Annotated in this window: 12 protein-coding genes; 10 read left to right on the forward strand and 2 right to left on the reverse strand. The window is 61.9% G+C overall.

Going from position 1 to position 16,339, the window contains the following annotated elements; genetic code table 11:
• Positions 1 to 39: 39 nt before the first annotated feature.
• From dusB to hflX, 9 genes are all read left to right on the forward strand, one after another.
• Positions 40 to 1,026 carry a tRNA dihydrouridine synthase DusB gene (gene dusB, locus ACXAF5_RS09795; RefSeq protein ID WP_474946450.1) on the forward strand — a complete coding sequence of 329 codons (987 nt, stop codon included), beginning with the start codon at positions 40 to 42 and terminating at the stop codon, positions 1,024 to 1,026.
• On the forward strand, positions 1,023 to 2,111 hold the full coding sequence (locus tag ACXAF5_RS09800) for a two-component system sensor histidine kinase NtrB (protein ID WP_474946451.1): 1,089 nt from the start codon (positions 1,023 to 1,025) through the stop codon (positions 2,109 to 2,111). Before dusB ends, ACXAF5_RS09800 begins: the two co-directional genes overlap by 4 nt.
• 17 nt (positions 2,112 to 2,128) lie before the next feature.
• Positions 2,129 to 3,508, forward strand: coding sequence for a response regulator (locus tag ACXAF5_RS09805; protein WP_474946452.1), 1,380 nt, complete (start codon positions 2,129 to 2,131; stop codon positions 3,506 to 3,508).
• 99 nt (positions 3,509 to 3,607) lie between these two features.
• Entirely contained in the window at positions 3,608 to 5,887 is a 2,280-nt protein-coding gene (locus ACXAF5_RS09810; protein ID WP_474946453.1) for a sensor histidine kinase NtrY-like, read from the forward strand.
• The gene (ntrX, locus tag ACXAF5_RS09815; protein ID WP_474946454.1) at positions 5,884 to 7,293 is read left to right on the forward strand and encodes a nitrogen assimilation response regulator NtrX; all 1,410 of its coding nucleotides are present in this window, start codon (positions 5,884 to 5,886) and stop codon (positions 7,291 to 7,293) included. The genes ACXAF5_RS09810 and ntrX overlap by 4 nt, the downstream gene beginning before the upstream one ends.
• A 91-nt stretch (positions 7,294 to 7,384) precedes the next feature.
• The gene (trkA, locus tag ACXAF5_RS09820; protein ID WP_239321521.1) at positions 7,385 to 8,761 is read left to right on the forward strand and encodes a Trk system potassium transporter TrkA; all 1,377 of its coding nucleotides are present in this window, start codon (positions 7,385 to 7,387) and stop codon (positions 8,759 to 8,761) included.
• A gap of 1 nt (position 8,762) precedes the next feature.
• Positions 8,763 to 10,301, forward strand: a complete 1,539-nt coding sequence (locus tag ACXAF5_RS09825; protein WP_239321519.1) for a TrkH family potassium uptake protein — start codon at positions 8,763 to 8,765, stop codon at positions 10,299 to 10,301.
• A gap of 132 nt (positions 10,302 to 10,433) precedes the next feature.
• On the forward strand, positions 10,434 to 10,673 hold the full coding sequence (hfq, locus tag ACXAF5_RS09830) for an RNA chaperone Hfq (RefSeq protein WP_005611588.1): 240 nt from the start codon (positions 10,434 to 10,436) through the stop codon (positions 10,671 to 10,673).
• Positions 10,673 to 11,944 carry a GTPase HflX gene (gene hflX, locus ACXAF5_RS09835; protein WP_474946455.1) on the forward strand — a complete coding sequence of 424 codons (1,272 nt, stop codon included), beginning with the start codon at positions 10,673 to 10,675 and terminating at the stop codon, positions 11,942 to 11,944. Before hfq ends, hflX begins: the two co-directional genes overlap by 1 nt.
• Before the next feature lie 126 nt (positions 11,945 to 12,070).
• On the opposite strand, the gene ACXAF5_RS09840 is transcribed toward hflX, so the two are convergent.
• Positions 12,071 to 14,551 (reverse strand): penicillin acylase family protein, encoded by a 2,481-nt coding sequence (locus ACXAF5_RS09840; RefSeq protein WP_474946456.1) that lies wholly within the window; start codon positions 14,549 to 14,551, stop codon positions 12,071 to 12,073.
• Between the two features lie 114 nt (positions 14,552 to 14,665).
• Between ACXAF5_RS09840 and ACXAF5_RS09845 the strand changes: the two genes are divergently transcribed.
• On the forward strand, positions 14,666 to 15,538 hold the full coding sequence (locus tag ACXAF5_RS09845; protein ID WP_474946457.1) for an NAD(P)-dependent oxidoreductase: 873 nt from the start codon (positions 14,666 to 14,668) through the stop codon (positions 15,536 to 15,538).
• Positions 15,539 to 15,652: 114 nt separating this feature from the next.
• On the opposite strand, the gene ACXAF5_RS09850 is transcribed toward ACXAF5_RS09845, so the two are convergent.
• The gene (locus tag ACXAF5_RS09850) at positions 15,653 to 16,225 is read right to left on the reverse strand and encodes a lipid-binding SYLF domain-containing protein (protein WP_474946458.1); all 573 of its coding nucleotides are present in this window, start codon (positions 16,223 to 16,225) and stop codon (positions 15,653 to 15,655) included.
• Positions 16,226 to 16,339 lie beyond the last annotated feature (114 nt).

The following is a 16,339-nucleotide window of genomic DNA, read 5'->3' on the forward strand; positions in this document are numbered from 1 at the left end:
TCAAGCTAATAAACACTCATATGCACAAGGATTAAGCATTTGTCCTTCTCAGTCGGACCCACACATCTCGATCCTCCTGTGGCGCTGGCGCCGATGGCTGGCATCACGGATCGTCCCTTCCGCGATCTGGTGCGCTCTTTTGGTGCGGGCCTTGTGGTGAGCGAAATGGTCGCCAGTCAGGAAATGGTGCAGGCCAAGCCCGGCGTGCGCGAAAAGGCAGAATTGAGCGCGGATGTGGAAAACACCTCCGTCCAGATCGCCGGACGAGAGGCCTATTGGATGGCCGAAGCCGCGCGGCGGGTCGCGGGCAGCGGGGCGCGCATGATCGACATCAATATGGGCTGCCCGGCCAAGAAGGTGACCAACGGGTATTCCGGCTCGGCGCTCCTGAAGACGCCGGATCACGCGCTGTCGCTCATTGAGGCAGTGGTCGAGGCCGTTGATGTGCCCGTCACGTTGAAAACCCGGCTCGGCTGGGATGACAATTGCCTGAATGCCGCAGATGTGGCGCGCCGGGCGCAAGACGCCGGGGTGCAGATGGTCACCATCCACGGCCGCACGCGCTGCCAGTTTTACAAGGGGCAGGCCGATTGGGCGGCGATTGCCGAGGTTCGGAACGCGGTCTCCGTGCCGCTGCTGGCCAATGGCGACATTGTCGATGCAGCCACCGCGCAGCAGGCGTTGCGTGCCTCTGGCGCAGATGGCGTGATGATCGGGCGAGGCGTGCAGGGCAAGCCTTGGCTGCTGGCGCAGGTCGCGCATGAGCTCTGGGGCAGTGCTGCACCTGATATTCCCACCCAAGGGGATTTTGTCGACATGGTATCAAGGCACTACGAGGCGATGCTTGAGTTCTATGGCGAGGATCTGGGCCTGCGTGTCGCGCGCAAACACCTAGGCTGGTATATGGATGAGGCAGGCACGCCAACAGCCCTGCGGCGTGAGGTTCTGACCGCCAAGACCCCGGCAGAGGTGCTGCGCTTGCTGCCCGCGGCATTGCAGGATCAGACGCAGGAGGATGCGGCATGAATGCTGCTGATGTTCCCCACAGCACCGAATGTGCCATCTGGGCGTCGCTGCCGGTGCCAGCCTTTCTGGTTGATGCTGAAAACTGCATCGTGGATGTGAACTCCGCCGCCGAAGGATTCATCAATTCCTCCCGCAAGTCTCTGATCGGCAAGCGGATCTGGCAGAAGGTCGCGATAGAAGCCGCGATTGAAACCGCGTTTGACAAGGCGCGCGCACAGGGCACGCCGCTGTTTGTGAACGATGTCGATGTGGGCGCGCGCGAACGGGCGCCGCTGCAATGCGCGGTCCAGATCGCGCCGCTGCACGGACATCCCGGCCATATGCTCCTGATGCTGTCGCCGCGCGAGCTGGCGGGGCGGATGACACAGACCCATTCGGCAAAATCTGCCGCCCAGTCGGCCATTGGCATGGCAGAGATGCTCGCGCATGAAATCAAGAATCCATTGGCAGGGATCACCGGTGCGGCGCAGCTGTTGAGCATGAACCTCGCGCCCGATGACCTTGAACTTACAGACCTAATCGTGAGTGAGAGCCGCAGGATCGTAAAGCTGCTTGAACAGGTGGAGCAATTCGGAAACCTCTCGGAGCCCGACTTCAAACCGGTCAACCTGCATGATGTTCTGGACCGCGCGCGCCGCTCGGCCCTGTTGGGGTTTGGCGCCCATATGAAAATCGTCGAGAAATACGACCCCTCGCTACCACTGGCATGGGGAGACACGGATCAGCTGTTGCAGGTGGTGCTGAACCTTCTGAAGAATGCCTCCGAGGCGGCGGGGACGACCGGCGGCACCATCACGGTACGCACGTTCTATGAGCATTCCTTCCGCCTGCGGCGCAGTGATGGGCAAGGCAAGCTGTTGCCGCTTCAGATCGAGATCAGCGACGACGGACCTGGCCTGCCGGAGAGTATCCGCGAGGACATCTTTGAACCCTTCGTCTCCGGCAAGGAGAACGGCACCGGCCTTGGTCTGGCCTTGGTCAGCAAGATCATCGGCGACCACAACGGCTGGATTTCGGTGCGTTCCGAACCTGGGAACACCACCTTCAGATTGTCGCTGTCGCGTGCACCGCGAGAGCAGAAATAACTCAGGAGAACAAAGACATGGACGGCACCGTTCTTGTGGCAGATGACGACCGTACGATCCGCACAGTCCTCACCCAGGCCTTGACCCGGGCGGGCTGCAAGGTCCATGCGACCTCTTCCTTGACGACGTTGATGCGCTGGGTTGGCGAAGGCAAGGGCGATGTGGTGATCTCGGACGTGATGATGCCGGACGGGAACGGGCTGGAGATGCTGCCGAAGATCGCCCAGGACCGTCCGGGTCTGCCGGTCATCGTGATCTCGGCGCAAAACACGATCATGACAGCGATCAAGGCTGCCGAGGCGGAGGCCTACGACTACCTGCCCAAGCCCTTTGATCTCCCTGAACTGATGAAGCGCACCGCCAAGGCGCTGACGGAGAAGCGCAGCGCGCAGGTTGCCGGTCAGGTGGAAGTGCCGGAGGAGCGCCCGGATGAGCTGCCATTGGTGGGGCGCACCGAGGTGATGCAGACGCTCTATCGTCTGATCGCACGGGTGATGAACACTGATATGCCGCTGCTGATCACGGGGGAAAGTGGCACTGGTAAGTCGTTGATTGCACGTGCAATTCACGATTTTTCGGACCGGCGCACACTGCCGTTTGTGGTCGCCGATGCGGCGGATCTGATCGAGTTGGAGGGCCCTTCGCGACTGCTTGCCCAGGTGAAGGGCGGCACGCTGCTGATTGATGAGCTGGTGGATCTGACGGATGAGGCGCAGGCGCGTCTGGTTCGGATGATGGATTCCCCTGGCGATCATGCCCCCCGGTTCATCGCCACCACCAGTCAGCAAGATCTTGCTGAGCAGTTGGACGACGGCGCGCTGCGCCAGGACCTATACTATCGGATCTGCGGGTCGGAGCTTGTCGTCCCGGCGCTGCGGGATCGGGTCGAAGATATTGCCCTGCTTTGCGAGCATTTCCTGCTGCGCGCAGAGAGCGAAGGGGCCGCGCGTCGCGTCCTGAGCGAGGACGCCCGGGATCTCTTGCGACATTACGCCTGGCCGGGGAATGTGCGGCAACTGGAAAATATTGTGAAAAGGCTTGCGCTTACGGCACGTAGCGAAGAGATCGGCAAGGGCGAGGTTGCCGCGGCGCTGGGGCCGCAGACCACCGGGGTCGAGCCCGTGATGGGGGGCGGCGCCAGCAATGAGAAGCTTTCGGATGCGGTGGCGCGGCATTTGCAGCGCTATTTCGACCTGCACGGAGACATGCTGCCGCCCCCCGGGCTCTATGCCCGCTTGTTGAAGGAAGTTGAAACGCCTCTGATCGAGATTTCGCTGGCCGCGACCGGCGGAAATCAGGCCAAATGCGCCGATTTGCTGGGGATCAACCGCAATACGCTGCGCAAGAAAATCACGGATCTCGATATTGAGGTGACACGCCGTCGCAAACTGATGTAATCTCGCCACAGAAGCGTGTCCGTGGCGCCAGAAGGCGCATGGCGGACCGCGAAATCATGTGGTGGGCGAGAAACGCCCAACATCAGCTGGGGGCAGGCGGTGGCGCAGATGTCACATATCCGCTCGGTGTATCTTTGGTTTGCAGCCTTGGATCGCTGGCGAAAATCGCGCAGGGCGCGCAACTTCACCACGCTTGGGCTGGTGTTCCTTGGCCCGGCGATGGCGATGGTTACCTTCCTGGTGATCGGTCCGTTTGGGCAAGGGGCGAGCTCCCCGGCGCTGCGACTGATTCTACTCGCTGATCTGGTCTATGTGCTGGCGATCGCCGCCATGGTGCTGAGCCAGATCGGACGCCTGATCGCGGCGCGTCGTGAAAAATCGGCCGGCTCACGGCTGCACCTGCGGCTGATCGGTGCCTTTGCATTCTTGGCCCTTGTGCCAACCGTAACGGTCGCGGTCTTTGCAGTTTTGACGGTGAACGTGGGGCTGGAGGGCTGGTTTTCGGATCGCGTCCGCGACGCGATCGGCAATTCGGTCAAGGCCGCTGAGGCCTACGAGCGCCAGCAACGCCAGGATCTGGAGCAGGACGCGCTGGCGCTGGCGCGCTTCCTGGATCACAGCCGGTCCAAGAATTTCTTTATGAGTGACGGCGAGCTGCGTCAGTTTCTGTCGCAGGGGCAGCTTCAGATCCAGCGTGGCTTGCAAGAGGCCTATGTGATCAACGGAACCGGGGTGATTCAGACCCGGGGCGAACGCTCCTACGAATTTGATTTCGAGATGCCGACGTTGGATCATATCGGCGCGGCAGAAGAAACCGGCCTGCATGTGATTCAGGACTGGGAGAACAGCGAATTTCGTGCGCTCGTGCGTCTGAATGCCTTTGTTGACCGCTATCTCTACGTCAGCCGCGATGTCGATGGCGAACTGCTCAAGCTGCTCGACGACACGCAGGAAACGGCGCATCTCTATCAGCAGCTGGAGAGCGAACGGGGCCGGGTGCTGTTCGAATTCGGGCTCTTGTACCTTGGATTCGCGGTGATCCTGATCCTCGCGGCGATGTGGCTTGGCATGTGGTTTGCCGAACGCCTGTCGCGCCCGGTCGGGCGTTTGACTGTCGCTGCGCAGCGGGTCGGGGCCGGTAACCTCAGCGTGCAGGTCACCGAAGAGCAAGGCGATGACGAGATTGCGCAATTGAGCCGGTATTTCAACCAGATGACGCAGCAACTTCAGGCGCAGCGGGAAACGCTTTTGGAGAATACCCGGCAGATCGAACAGCGTCGCCGCCTGTTTGATTCCGTGTTGTCCTCCGTCACCTCGGGAGTGGTTGGGCTGGATGCCAAGGGGCGTGTGACCTTTGTCAACAAATCCGCCAAACGCCTGCTGGACTGGCAGGAAGACCAGCAATCCGTGGCGCTGGCGGTTGCGGTGCCGGAGTTCGGCCCCCTGTTTGACGACCTGATCGAAAGCGGGTCCGGCGTGGCGCAGGGCGAGATCAAGGTGACGCGCCAGGGCCGCCTCGAGAACCTCCTGGTGCGCATGGCGCGTCGGCGTTCGGGCGAGCATGATCTCGAGGGCTATGTTGTGGCCTTTGATGATGTGACGGACCTGGTCAGCGCGCAGCGGATGGCGGCCTGGGGGGACGTGGCGCGCAGGATTGCCCATGAAATCAAGAACCCCCTGACGCCAATTCAACTCAGTGCGGAGCGCATCAAGCGCAAATTCGCCCCCAAACTGGGAGAGGATCACAGCGATCAGCTGCAATCCATGACGGATGTGATCGTGCGTCAGACCAATGACCTGCGCCGTATCGTGGATGAGTTTTCAAAGTTCGCGCGTATGCCCGAACCGGACCGTCGCGAAGAAGATCTGGGCAAACTGGTGCAGGAGGCGGTGTTGTTGCAGCAGGCCGGCCAACCCGATTTGCGCATCCATTCTGATCTGCCGGAGCAAGAGCTCAAGGTCGATGTCGATGCGACAATGATCGGGCAGGCGCTGACCAACCTCATCAAGAACGCCGGCGAAGCCACGGAAACGCTGAAACAAAAAGGCGCGCCAGAGGATTATGCACCAGAGATCCGGGTGCAGGTGCAATCTGATGCGCTGGGTCATGTGATCACGATTGCCGACAACGGGGTCGGTCTGCCAGCAGATCGGGCACGGCTGTTCGAACCCTATGTGACCACCCGCGACGAAGGCACCGGGCTCGGATTGCCGATCGTCAAGAAGATCATCGAAGAGCATGGCGGCACCTTGGCGCTGGAAGACGCGCCGCTCTTTGACGGAAATCGCCACACAGGTGCCATGGCGGTCATCCGCCTCCCGGCGTTCGCGCCGGACAGTACCGTCCACAAACAAACCGTAGTAGCAGGGCTGACATGAGTGACATTCTGATTGTTGACGATGAACGTGACATCCGGGAATTGGTTTCGGACATTCTGGAGGATGAGGGCTACGCCACGCGAAAGGCTGCGAATTCGGAAGAATGCATGGCAGCCTTTGAGGACGCGCGCCCCTCGCTGCTGATCCTCGACATCTGGCTGAAGGACAGTCAGATGGACGGGATCGATATTCTGAAGGTCGTCAAACGCGACTATCCCGAGGTGCCGGTGGTGATCATTTCCGGTCACGGCAATATCGAGATCGCGGTCGCCGCGATCAAGCAGGGCGCTTATGACTTTATCGAAAAACCCTTTAATATCGACCAGTTGATGGTCGTTATTCGCCGCGCGATGGAAACCTCGCGGCTGCGGCGCGAGAACACCGACCTGCGGCGCAAGGATGTGGGCGCAGCGGATATGGTGGGCACATCGCCCGCGTTCCGCACGCTTGTCGGGCAGCTCGACAAGGTGACCAAATCCAATGGCCGCGTCATGCTGACCGGCCCTGCGGGCAGCGGCAAGGAGGTCGCGGCGCGCTACATCCATTCCAATTCGAACCGGGCCGGTGCTCCGTTTGTGACGGTGAACTGCGCCAGTATCGAGCCGGAGCGGATGGAGGACGTCCTGTTTGGCCGTGAAAGCGGCGAGCGCGGCATCGAGCCGGGGCTGCTGGAACAGGCGGATGGCGGCGTTGTCTTCTTTGACGAGGTTGCCGACATGCCGTCGGGCACCCAGTCCAAGATCCTGCGGGTGCTGGTCGATCAGCAGTTTGTGCGGGTTGGCGGAACCGAGAAGATCAAGGTCGACCTGCGGGTGGTGTCCGCGACCAGCCGTGATCTGGAACAGGAAATCACTGACGGGAACTTCCGTCAGGAACTCTACCATCGCCTGAATGTGGTGCCGATCTGCGTACCGGCCCTGTCCGAACGACGCGAGGATATTCCGTTGCTGGCCCAGTATTTCATCGAAGGTTTCAACAAATCCCAGGGCCTGCCTTTGCGGGCGCTCAGCGATGACGCGGTGGCGCTTTTGCAGACCATGACCTGGCCCGGCAATGTGCGCCAGCTCAAGAACCTGGTGGAACGTGTTCTGATCCTTGGAGAAACCTCCGAGCCGATCCAGGCCAAGGATCTGCCCAGCGAAGAGGAAAAGGTCGAAACAGAAGGCCGTGTCGTCCTGTCCGGTGCCCTGGCGACATTGCCGCTGCGCGAGGCCCGCGAAGCCTTTGAACGCGAATACCTCCTGACCCAGATCAACCGGTTTGGCGGCAATATCAGCCGCACGGCCTCTTTTGTCGGCATGGAACGTTCGGCGCTGCATCGCAAGCTGAAGTCGCTTGGCGTGGTGACCTCCAACAAGGCCGGCACGCGGATCGCCCGGGTCGAGAATGAGGAAACAGCGGTCTGAGGACGGCCTCTGCGGCAAGGACAATTGAATTGACCCTGCCCAAGCCATCTGTCATGCAAATCAGGCATTTCAGCGCCCGGAGAGCGGATCGATGAAGGTAATAATCTGTGGCGCCGGGCAGGTCGGCTGGCAGATCGCGCGGCATTTGTCGGGTGAGCACAATGATGTCACCGTTGTGGACAACAATCCGGATCTGGTGCGTCGCGCGACGGATACGCTTGATGTTCAGGGGATTGCGGGCTTTGCCTCCTATCCGGATGTGCTGGATCGGGCCGGGGCGCGGGATGCGGATATGATCATCGCCGCCACCCATTCGGATGAGGTGAACATGGTCACCTGCCAGGTGGCGCATTCGGTGTTCTCCATCCAGCGCAAGATCGCGCGGCTGCGGTCCAAAAGCTATCTCAACGCCATCTATTCCGACCTCTATCGTCGCGACCACCTGCCGATCGACGTGGTCATCAGCCCGGAGCGCGAGGTGGCAGCAGCCGCCATGCAGCGCCTGCGCGCGCCGGCGGCCTTTGATACCGAAGTCTTTATGGAGGGGCGGGCGCAGTTGCTGGGCATCCACATCGATGAGGAATGCCCGGTGGTGAACACACCGCTGCGCCAGCTGACCGAGCTGTTCTCGACCCTGCGGGCGATCGTGGTGGGCATCCGCCGCGATGGCAGCCTGTTTGCGCCGGAACCGGGGGACCAGCTGTTTGTCGGCGATGCCGCCTATGTCTTCTGTCACGCGGACGACGTGAACAGAACCATGGAAGTCTTTGGCAAGAAAGAGAAACGACAAGAGCGCGTCGTTATCGTCGGCGGCGGCAATGTCGGGCTGGAAGTGGCCAAGGCGCTTGAAGGGCGCGCCGGTCGCACCCGGGCCAAGATGATCGAGATGAACCGGAAACACGCCGAGAAGGCCGCCGAAGAACTGGAGCGTACCATTGTTCTGAACGGGGACGGGCTGGATCGCGGGCTGATGATCGAGGCCGGGATCGACAAGGCCGATGCGATGCTGGCGGTGACCGATGATGACAAGACCAACATGCTGGCGGCGGTGCGGGCCAAGGCCGAGGGCTGCCCCTTTGCCATCGCCCTGATCAACGACCCCACGTTGCTGCCTCTGCTGCCGCATCTCGGCATCGACGCCCACATCAACCCGCGCGCCACCACCGTCAGTTCGATCCTGCGCCATATCCGCTACGGGCGGATCCGGCAGGTCTATTCCATCGGCGATGCCGAGGCCGAGGTGATCGAGACCGAGGTGCTCTCGACGTCGCCCATGGCCGGTCAGGCCTTGCGGGACATTGATTTCCCGGAAGGCGTGCTGGTCGGTGCGGTGAGCAAGAACGGCGAGGTCATGCGCCCCACGGGGGGCCTGCGGATCGAGGCGGGGGATACGATTGCCCTCTTTGCCATGGCGGCGGACGTGCGGGAGGTCGAGCGCCTGATGCAGGTCTCGATCGACTATTTCTAGAATGCCCCGTCGCCCCCGCTCTCAGGTTCGTGGCATCCTGCGGCTGCCGTTGCTGCTGCTGATCTGGGGCGTGTTCTCGGTCGCCATGTGGATCCCCGCGATCCATGCCGTGCTGGTGGACGATCACAATACCTCGCAGAGCTTTTTCTATTCCGGGCTTGTCGGGGTGACCCTGGTGACCTTTATCGGGCTTTCGGTGTCCAACCGGGTGCCGCGATACGGGATGCCGGGTCAGCTGATGACGCTTCTGGCGACCTTTGTGTTCCTGCCGCTGTTTCTGGCGGTGCCGTTGCAGGATGCGCTGCGCAACACCAGCTATCTGAATGCCTATTTCGACATGGTCAGCGCGTTGACCACCACCGGGGCCGATATTTTTGATCAGCCCGGTCGCCTGCCGGCGTCGGTGCATCTGTGGCGGGTGCTGGTGGCCTGGCTCGGCGGTTTGTTCATGTGGATTGCGGCCTCCGCAGTGTTGGCGCCGCTGTCGCTTGGCGGGTTCGAGGTGACAACCCGGGCGGAGCCTGGGCGCAGTGACGCGATCCTGCGCGAAAGCCACCGGCCGGACCCAAGACGCAAACTCATCATGGTCACCGTGGCCCTTGCCCCGGTCTACGTCGGGCTGACCCTGGCGCTTGCGGTGCTGCTGCTGCTCTGTGGTGACAGCGGTCTGGTTGCGGTGTCCCATGCGATGTCGGTGATGGCGACCTCCGGCCTGTCTCCGATCGGGGGAATTGGCGCGGCCCAGTCCGGGCTGGCCGGCGAAATGGTCATGTTCCTGTTCCTACTCTTTGCGCTGTCGCGCCTGACGTTCTCCAGCGACACCGTCGCCGTGGGCCATGGGCGGTTGGACAAGGATCCGGAGTTCCGCACCGGCATGCTGATCATCTTCGGGGTGCCGATCCTGCTGTTCCTGCGCCACTGGATTGCGGCGCTTGAGGTCAATACCTCGGACGACCTGTCGATGGCGCTGGCCTCCTTCTGGGGCGCTCTGTTCACCATCACCTCCTTTCTGACCACCAACGGGTTTGAAAGCGGCTATTGGTTCAGCGCCCAGGAATGGTCCGGGCTGGAGACGCCGGGCATGATCCTGCTGGGTCTTGCGGTCATGGGGGGCGGGGTGGCCACCACCGCCGGTGGTGTGAAACTGCTGCGGGTCTATGCGCTCTATCTCAACGGTCTGCGCGAGATGGAGCGGCTGGTCCTGCCATCGTCGGTCAGCGGCGAGGGGCGGGGCAACAGGCGGCTGCAAAGCAACGGGGCCTTCGTTGCCTGGATTTTTTTCATGCTCTTTGCCTTGTCGCTGGCCCTGATCTGCGTCGCGCTTTCGGCGTTTGGAATCCCGTTTGAGCAGGCGATGATTCTGGCCGTGGCCGGTCTGTCGACCACCGGTCCGCTGATCGAAGCGGCGGGACAGGTGCCGATCGAACTTGCGCTGCTGGCAGCCCCGGCAAAGCTGATCCTGTGTTTTGCCATGGTGCTGGGTCGGCTGGAAACGCTGGCCATTATCGCACTTCTGTCGCCCAATCTCTGGCGGAGCTGACAGAATCTGGTTAACCCATGTAGAAAAATGACGTATTTCGGGTGGAAACCCGCTAAAACTGCGTCCATACTCCGCGTAAGGGACGCGTTGGGCCGCAGCGCGTGACAAGAACAAAGGCGAGATAATAAACAAATGGCTTCGGACAGACAGAATCTTCAGGACGCATTCCTGAACCACGTTCGCAAAACTAAGGTTCCAGTCACAATCTTTCTGATCAACGGTGTCAAACTTCAGGGCGTGATCACCTGGTTTGACAACTTCTGCGTGTTGCTGCGCCGCGATGGCCAGTCGCAACTTGTGTACAAGCATGCGATCTCGACCATCATGCCGGCTCAGCCGATCAGTCTCTATGAGGGTGAAGACTCCAATTGATGGAGCATGACAGGAAGCGGACTCGCGCCTGGGTCCTGCATCCGGATATCAAGTCAGACAGAGAGCGCCGCGACGCTGTTCCGGCGCTGGAAGAAGGTGTGGCGCTCGCCGCCGCCTTGCCCGACCTGGATGTGGTCGGCTCCAATGTCGTGGGACTGCCCAAGGCGCATCCCGGCATGCTGTTTGGCTCCGGCAAGATCGAGGAACTGAAAGCGGTCTTCAAGGCGGAAGAGGTGGAGCTGGTCCTGATCGACGGTCCGGTCAGCCCGGTGCAGCAGCGCAATCTGGAAAAAGCCTGGAAGGTGAAGATCCTTGACCGGACGGGGCTGATCCTGGAGATCTTTTCTGATCGTGCGCGCACCCGCGAAGGCGTGTTGCAGGTGGAGATGGCGGCGCTGAGCTACCAGCGCACGCGTCTGGTGCGTGCCTGGACCCACCTGGAGCGGCAGCGTGGTGGTCTCGGGTTTGTCGGCGGCCCTGGCGAAACCCAGATCGAGGCTGACCGCCGCGCCATTGACGAACAACTGGTGCGCTTGCGCCGTCAGCTGGACAAGGTGGTGAAGACCCGCACCCTGCACCGCGCGGCACGGGCCAAGGTTCCCTATCCGATCGTCGCGCTTGTTGGCTATACCAACGCGGGAAAATCCACTGTTTTCAACCGCCTGACCGGTGCCGAGGTGATGGCGAAAGACATGCTCTTTGCCACGCTGGACCCGACCATGCGACGGGTGGAGCTGCCGGATGGTCCCGAGGTGATCCTGTCGGACACGGTGGGATTCATCTCTGACCTGCCGACGGAACTGGTCGCGGCATTCCGCGCCACGCTCGAAGAGGTGCTGGCCGCGGATGTCATCCTGCATGTCCGCGATATCAGCCATAGCGAGAGCGATCATCAGGCCGAAGATGTGGCGCAGATCCTGAGTTCTCTTGGCGTCGATGAGGATCGCGCCCTGATCGAGGTCTGGAACAAGATCGATCAGCTGTCCCCCGAGGAAGCCGAGGCCTGTCGCCAGCGGGCAGAGCGGAGCGACGATCTGTTTGCGATTTCGGCGCTCACAGGCGAGGGGCTGCCGGAGCTTCTCGCCCAGATCGCGCTAAAACTGCAAGGCGTGCGCCACACGGACGTGCTTCACCTTGAATTTTCGCAAGGCAAACAACGCGCCTGGCTGTTCAAGGAAGAGGTGGTGCAGTCGGAGGAACAGACCGATGAAGGGTTTGAACTGACCGTGCGCTGGACTGATCTGCAAAAGGCCAGGTTCGAGAAACTCTGATTGTACGGCGACGCATCCGGCCCCCGGTTGAGGGCCGGACCCGCGCGCTGTGGTGATGTCGGATCGTCGCCCAGTCATTGGCGCGGATGGGCCATGGCGCGTTGGGGCGTCCATCACCCCTCCGCCTCAGCGTGGCAGGATCCGGGTCACACCAACTGCCGCTGCCCGTGCCAGGTCCTCATCCAGCGACATCGGGATATATTCCCCCCGGCGCCAGAACTGCGCCATGTCATCGTAATAGCGCGACAGGAAGTGGCCTGATTGCCCGGTTGCGATGATAAAGACGGAACTGTCCGGATCGGCAAAATCATAGACCCCGCGATAGCCGGCCGCATGCACGTTGCGAAACGGCGCAGGTTCCTCGCCCGAGGTGAGGCCGCGCTGCAAGGTGTTGTCGCCGCCGCTGGTGGATTGACGGATGTTCACGAAATAGCGCAGCAGGGGCACTTCGCCGAGCACCTCATGGTCATGCGTCGCCTGATGGGCGTCGCCCCAGCGCAGGGCTTCCAGCGCATTGCCATAATGCTCGCTGATGTAGACCAATGCATCGTCCAGCGCCAATCGCGCCATATCGGTGCAGGTTTCCGTCGGGGCGCTTTGCTGCACGTCACACCAGACGCCAGCCCCGTCGATGTCGCGGAACACCCGTTCCAGGAACACCGGGTCAACACGGGTAAACGCATCAGCAAGCGGGCCGAGTTCATCCTCGATCAGGCGTTTTTGCAAAGCACGCACCCAGCTGGCGTAGATCAACGGCTCTGGCAGGTGTTCGTTCATCTCGCCGTTCCACTCTGCCAGCAGCGACAAGGCAATCTGGCGTTGGCGCGCCGGGGTGCCGTCGGGGGCGGCCTCACCAGTGAACCAGAGGTCAGCCCCGATCAGCGGCAGCAGGCTGCGGGCGCTGTAGGAAACGGTGTCGAGTTGCGCTTCGATAAAACTGTCACGGGTGTGCACCTCGCGCGTTTGCATCAGCCGCCGCCAGCGGTTGATCCGCTGCGTATCGCCCCATTCAAACGACACGTGATTGGGAAAGGGCCGGTCCAGCAGCTTGTTGTTGGTATTGCCAAGGATGCCGCCGCGCGGGCTGACAAATTCCGGGTTCGCCGCATAGGGCAGGCGACCCTGCCACTGGTTTTCCCGGCGCCAGCCCTGATTGGGCAAACGGCCCTGGCTCTGATTGCGCGGATCGCGATCTGGCATGGCGCCCACGGTTTTCAGCGCAACGGTTTCCGCGTCGGCCAGGGTCAGGTTTTGCGACGGCGCAATGAAGTTCTCGCCAGCGACGATCGCCTGTTCCACCGTCTGCGCGCGCATCAGTTCCAAGGCCGCGGTCATCGAGGTGTCGCGGGGCGACAGCGCTGTCCAGCCGAGGCTGATGACATGGCCGGGTGGCGTCACGGAGGCCAGATCGAACAGCGAACCGGGCAGCACCGGCCCATTGTCGGTCCAGCGCAGCGTCAGGGTCAGCGGTTCGTTGCCCTTGATCTGGACGATGGAAGGGCGGCTCTCGAATTCCTTGTAGCCGGTCGGGCTGAGGTACTGCTGCGGGTTGTCCGGATTGATCTTTTCGACAAACAGATCCTGATCGTCGAGATAGGACGAGGTGACCCCCCATCCCATCTGCTGCGATCGCCCGGTCAGAACGGCAGGAATGCCCGGGATGGTGCCACCGATCACGCCGCCAGTGCCCAGTTCCAGCCGCGCCAGATACCAGATGCCAGGGGCGCTCAGCCCAAGGTGGGGATCGTTGGCGAGCAGGGTGCCCCCCGCGGCAGAGCGATTGGGGGCAGCGGCCCAGGCGTTGGAGGCGCCCCCCAGTCCGCGCGGGGCGACAGGCATCAGCGCGGCGTAATGCGACCTCTCTGAGGGGGCCGCATCCGGTTTGGGGAACGGGCCGGGAAACAGTGTGGTGTATTCCGGCAGCGTTGCGGTTCCAGTGCCCGGAGCATCGGGGAGAATATCCAGCAGCCGCGAGGGGTTATCAAGCGCAATCGAGGTTTGCGCCCGCAGGATCTCCTCTTGCAGATGCGAGGAGAGCTGCAGCGCCATCAGCTTCATGATCGCGATGCTGTCGGCAGGCTGCCAGGGGGCAATCGGCATGTTGAACAGGAACATTTCAGGCGCGCCACGCCCCAGCGCGCGCTCGTTGACCTCCTGCAGGCGCGCATTGACGCCGCTGGCATAGGCTTCGAGCGCGCGCAGGCTTTCCGGGCTTTGCGCCGCGACGGAGCTGCGCGCGGTGCGATAGAGGTCAAGGCGGCGCAGGAAGCTGTCGGTCTTGACTGTGCGCGGGCCGAAGATTTCCGACAGACGCCCCTGGGCCGTGCGGCGCATCACTGCCATCTGCCAGAGACGATCCTGCGCATGGGCATAGCCGAGGCCGAAGAACACATCCTCGTCAGAGGCGCCGAAGCTGCCAAAGATATGCGGCACATTGGCGTGATCGCGCACGATTTCCACCGGCGCGGTCGGTCCGGGCAGCGCGATCTCCTTGTCATAATCGGGCAGCGATTGTGCGGCGAGAAAATAGACGAGTCCCGCGCCCGCAAGGCCAAGCAGAATCGAACCGGCCGTGAGGCGGAGAAGCCAGCGGAAAAGGCGTGCCATTCTTTGTCTATTCCCTTGGAAATTCGAGATTTGTTGCCGAGACACATTGCGCTTGATCGGCGCGGTGCTAGGGTTGGCGCCAACATATGCGAAGACAGATCAGGGGGAAAGGACATGACCAAAATTGCGTTCCTTGGACTTGGCGTGATGGGGTATCCCATGGCGGCACATCTGCAAAAGGCAGGCCATGATGTAACAGTTTACAACCGTACAACCGCAAAGGCGAAGGCCTGGGCGGCGGAAACGGGCGGGCGCGCTGCGGCCACCCCGCGCGAGGCTGCGGCGGATGCGCAGTTCGTGATGGCCTGCGTCGGCAATGATGACGATTTGCGTTCGGTCTGCCTGGGACCCGATGGGGCTTTTTCGGGGATGGCGTCCGGCAGCACCTTTGTGGATCACACCACCGTTTCGGCTCAGGTCACCCGGGAGCTTTATGCGGCCGCGCAAGAGGCAGGGCTGGGCTTTGTCGATGCGCCGATCTCCGGTGGCCAGGCGGGGGCCGAGAACGGCGCCTTGTCAATCATGTGCGGTGGTGATGCGGATCAATACACCAAGGCGGAGCCGATCATGGCCGCCTATGCACGTATCTGTCGTCGCATCGGTGACAGTGGCGCTGGCCAGATGACGAAGATGTGCAATCAGATCGCCATTGCCGGGCTGGTGCAGGGGCTCAGCGAAGCGCTGCATTTTGCCGAAAAGGCCGGACTGGACGGGCGCGCCGTGGTCGAGGTTATCAGCCAGGGCGCAGCGGGCAGCTGGCAGATGGCCAATCGCTACGAAACCATGCTGGACGATCAGTTCAATCACGGGTTTGCGGTGGATTGGATGCGCAAGGATCTCGGGATCTGCCTGGATACTGCGGATGACATCAACGCCAGCCTGCCGGTGACCGCATTGGTGGATCAGTTCTACAAGGATGTGCAGAAACTCGGCGGTGGCCGCTGGGACACTTCGGCGCTGATAAAGCGCTTGCGCGCGCTCGATTGATCCGGGCGACACGCCCGTGGATGGGCCGCAAACAGCAAAGCCTCCCGGATTAAGGGAGGCTTTGAACGCATTGAGATTTGAACGCATTGAGACTAGGTAGGAATTGCCAGTGTCTTAGGGGATGATGCGGGTGTATTTGGACCCTTCGAGGGTTGCACCCAGACGCAATCCTGCCTGACCAAAGACCGCGGCAATCACCGGTGCGGTGAGGGTGTTGGTGTCGGCCGTCAGCGCATTGCCTTCGTCCTTGACCACATATTCGAGATCCGCACCGGCGGTCCAACCCGAAGAGCGGCGGAACCGTGCCAGCGCCGCATCGGTCATGAAGAACAACACATGTGCATATTGCTGGGCACCGATTTGCAGACCGGCGTTGCCTTTGACATTGGCATAGTAGTCCACGGTGATACCATTGATGCGCAGCGCGCCGCGCCCATAGGCGCCACCAAAGATGAACCCCGCCTCGGTCACCAGCGGGATCACCAGCATGCCCGCGGATTTCTCTGCCAGGTCCCGGGTGCCGGGATAGCGGCTGTACATCTGGTTCAGAGTCGCATCCACGCGGGCGTCGATCTTCACGTCATTGGTATTGCCGATCCCGTTTCCGCAAGCGGCGGTCACGCCCAGCGTGGCGAGCCCGGCGGTGGTGAAGGCGCGGCGGGACAGGGAGGAATTTGTTCTGCTCATGGTGTTACCTGCATATTGGGTCGGCGCTTTTGCGCCTTGTTTGGGCCGACTATAGGCAAGCTTCGCGCCTCTGTCATCTCGAACCCACGCCGGATGCGCGGGTTCCCGCTGTCA

It is taken from the genome of Epibacterium sp. ABV4_022 (assembly GCF_056159345.1).

Bases quoted from the DNA above. Each gene is read 5' to 3' on its own strand.
- ACXAF5_RS09825 (WP_239321519.1), top strand. From the start codon at position 8,763: ATGCCCCGTCGCCCCCGCTCTCAGGTTCGTGGCATCCTGCGGCTGCCG.
- trkA (WP_239321521.1), top strand. From the start codon at position 7,385: ATGAAGGTAATAATCTGTGGCGCCGGGCAGGTCGGCTGGCAGATCGCG.
- hfq (WP_005611588.1), top strand. From the start codon at position 10,434: ATGGCTTCGGACAGACAGAATCTTCAGGACGCATTCCTGAACCACGTT.
- ntrX (WP_474946454.1), top strand. From the start codon at position 5,884: ATGAGTGACATTCTGATTGTTGACGATGAACGTGACATCCGGGAATTG.
- ACXAF5_RS09805 (WP_474946452.1), top strand. From the start codon at position 2,129: ATGGACGGCACCGTTCTTGTGGCAGATGACGACCGTACGATCCGCACA.
- ACXAF5_RS09850 (WP_474946458.1), bottom strand. From the start codon at position 16,225: ATGAGCAGAACAAATTCCTCCCTGTCCCGCCGCGCCTTCACCACCGCC.
- ACXAF5_RS09845 (WP_474946457.1), top strand. From the start codon at position 14,666: ATGACCAAAATTGCGTTCCTTGGACTTGGCGTGATGGGGTATCCCATG.
- hflX (WP_474946455.1), top strand. From the start codon at position 10,673: ATGGAGCATGACAGGAAGCGGACTCGCGCCTGGGTCCTGCATCCGGAT.
- ACXAF5_RS09840 (WP_474946456.1), bottom strand. From the start codon at position 14,551: ATGGCACGCCTTTTCCGCTGGCTTCTCCGCCTCACGGCCGGTTCGATT.
- ACXAF5_RS09800 (WP_474946451.1), top strand. From the start codon at position 1,023: ATGAATGCTGCTGATGTTCCCCACAGCACCGAATGTGCCATCTGGGCG.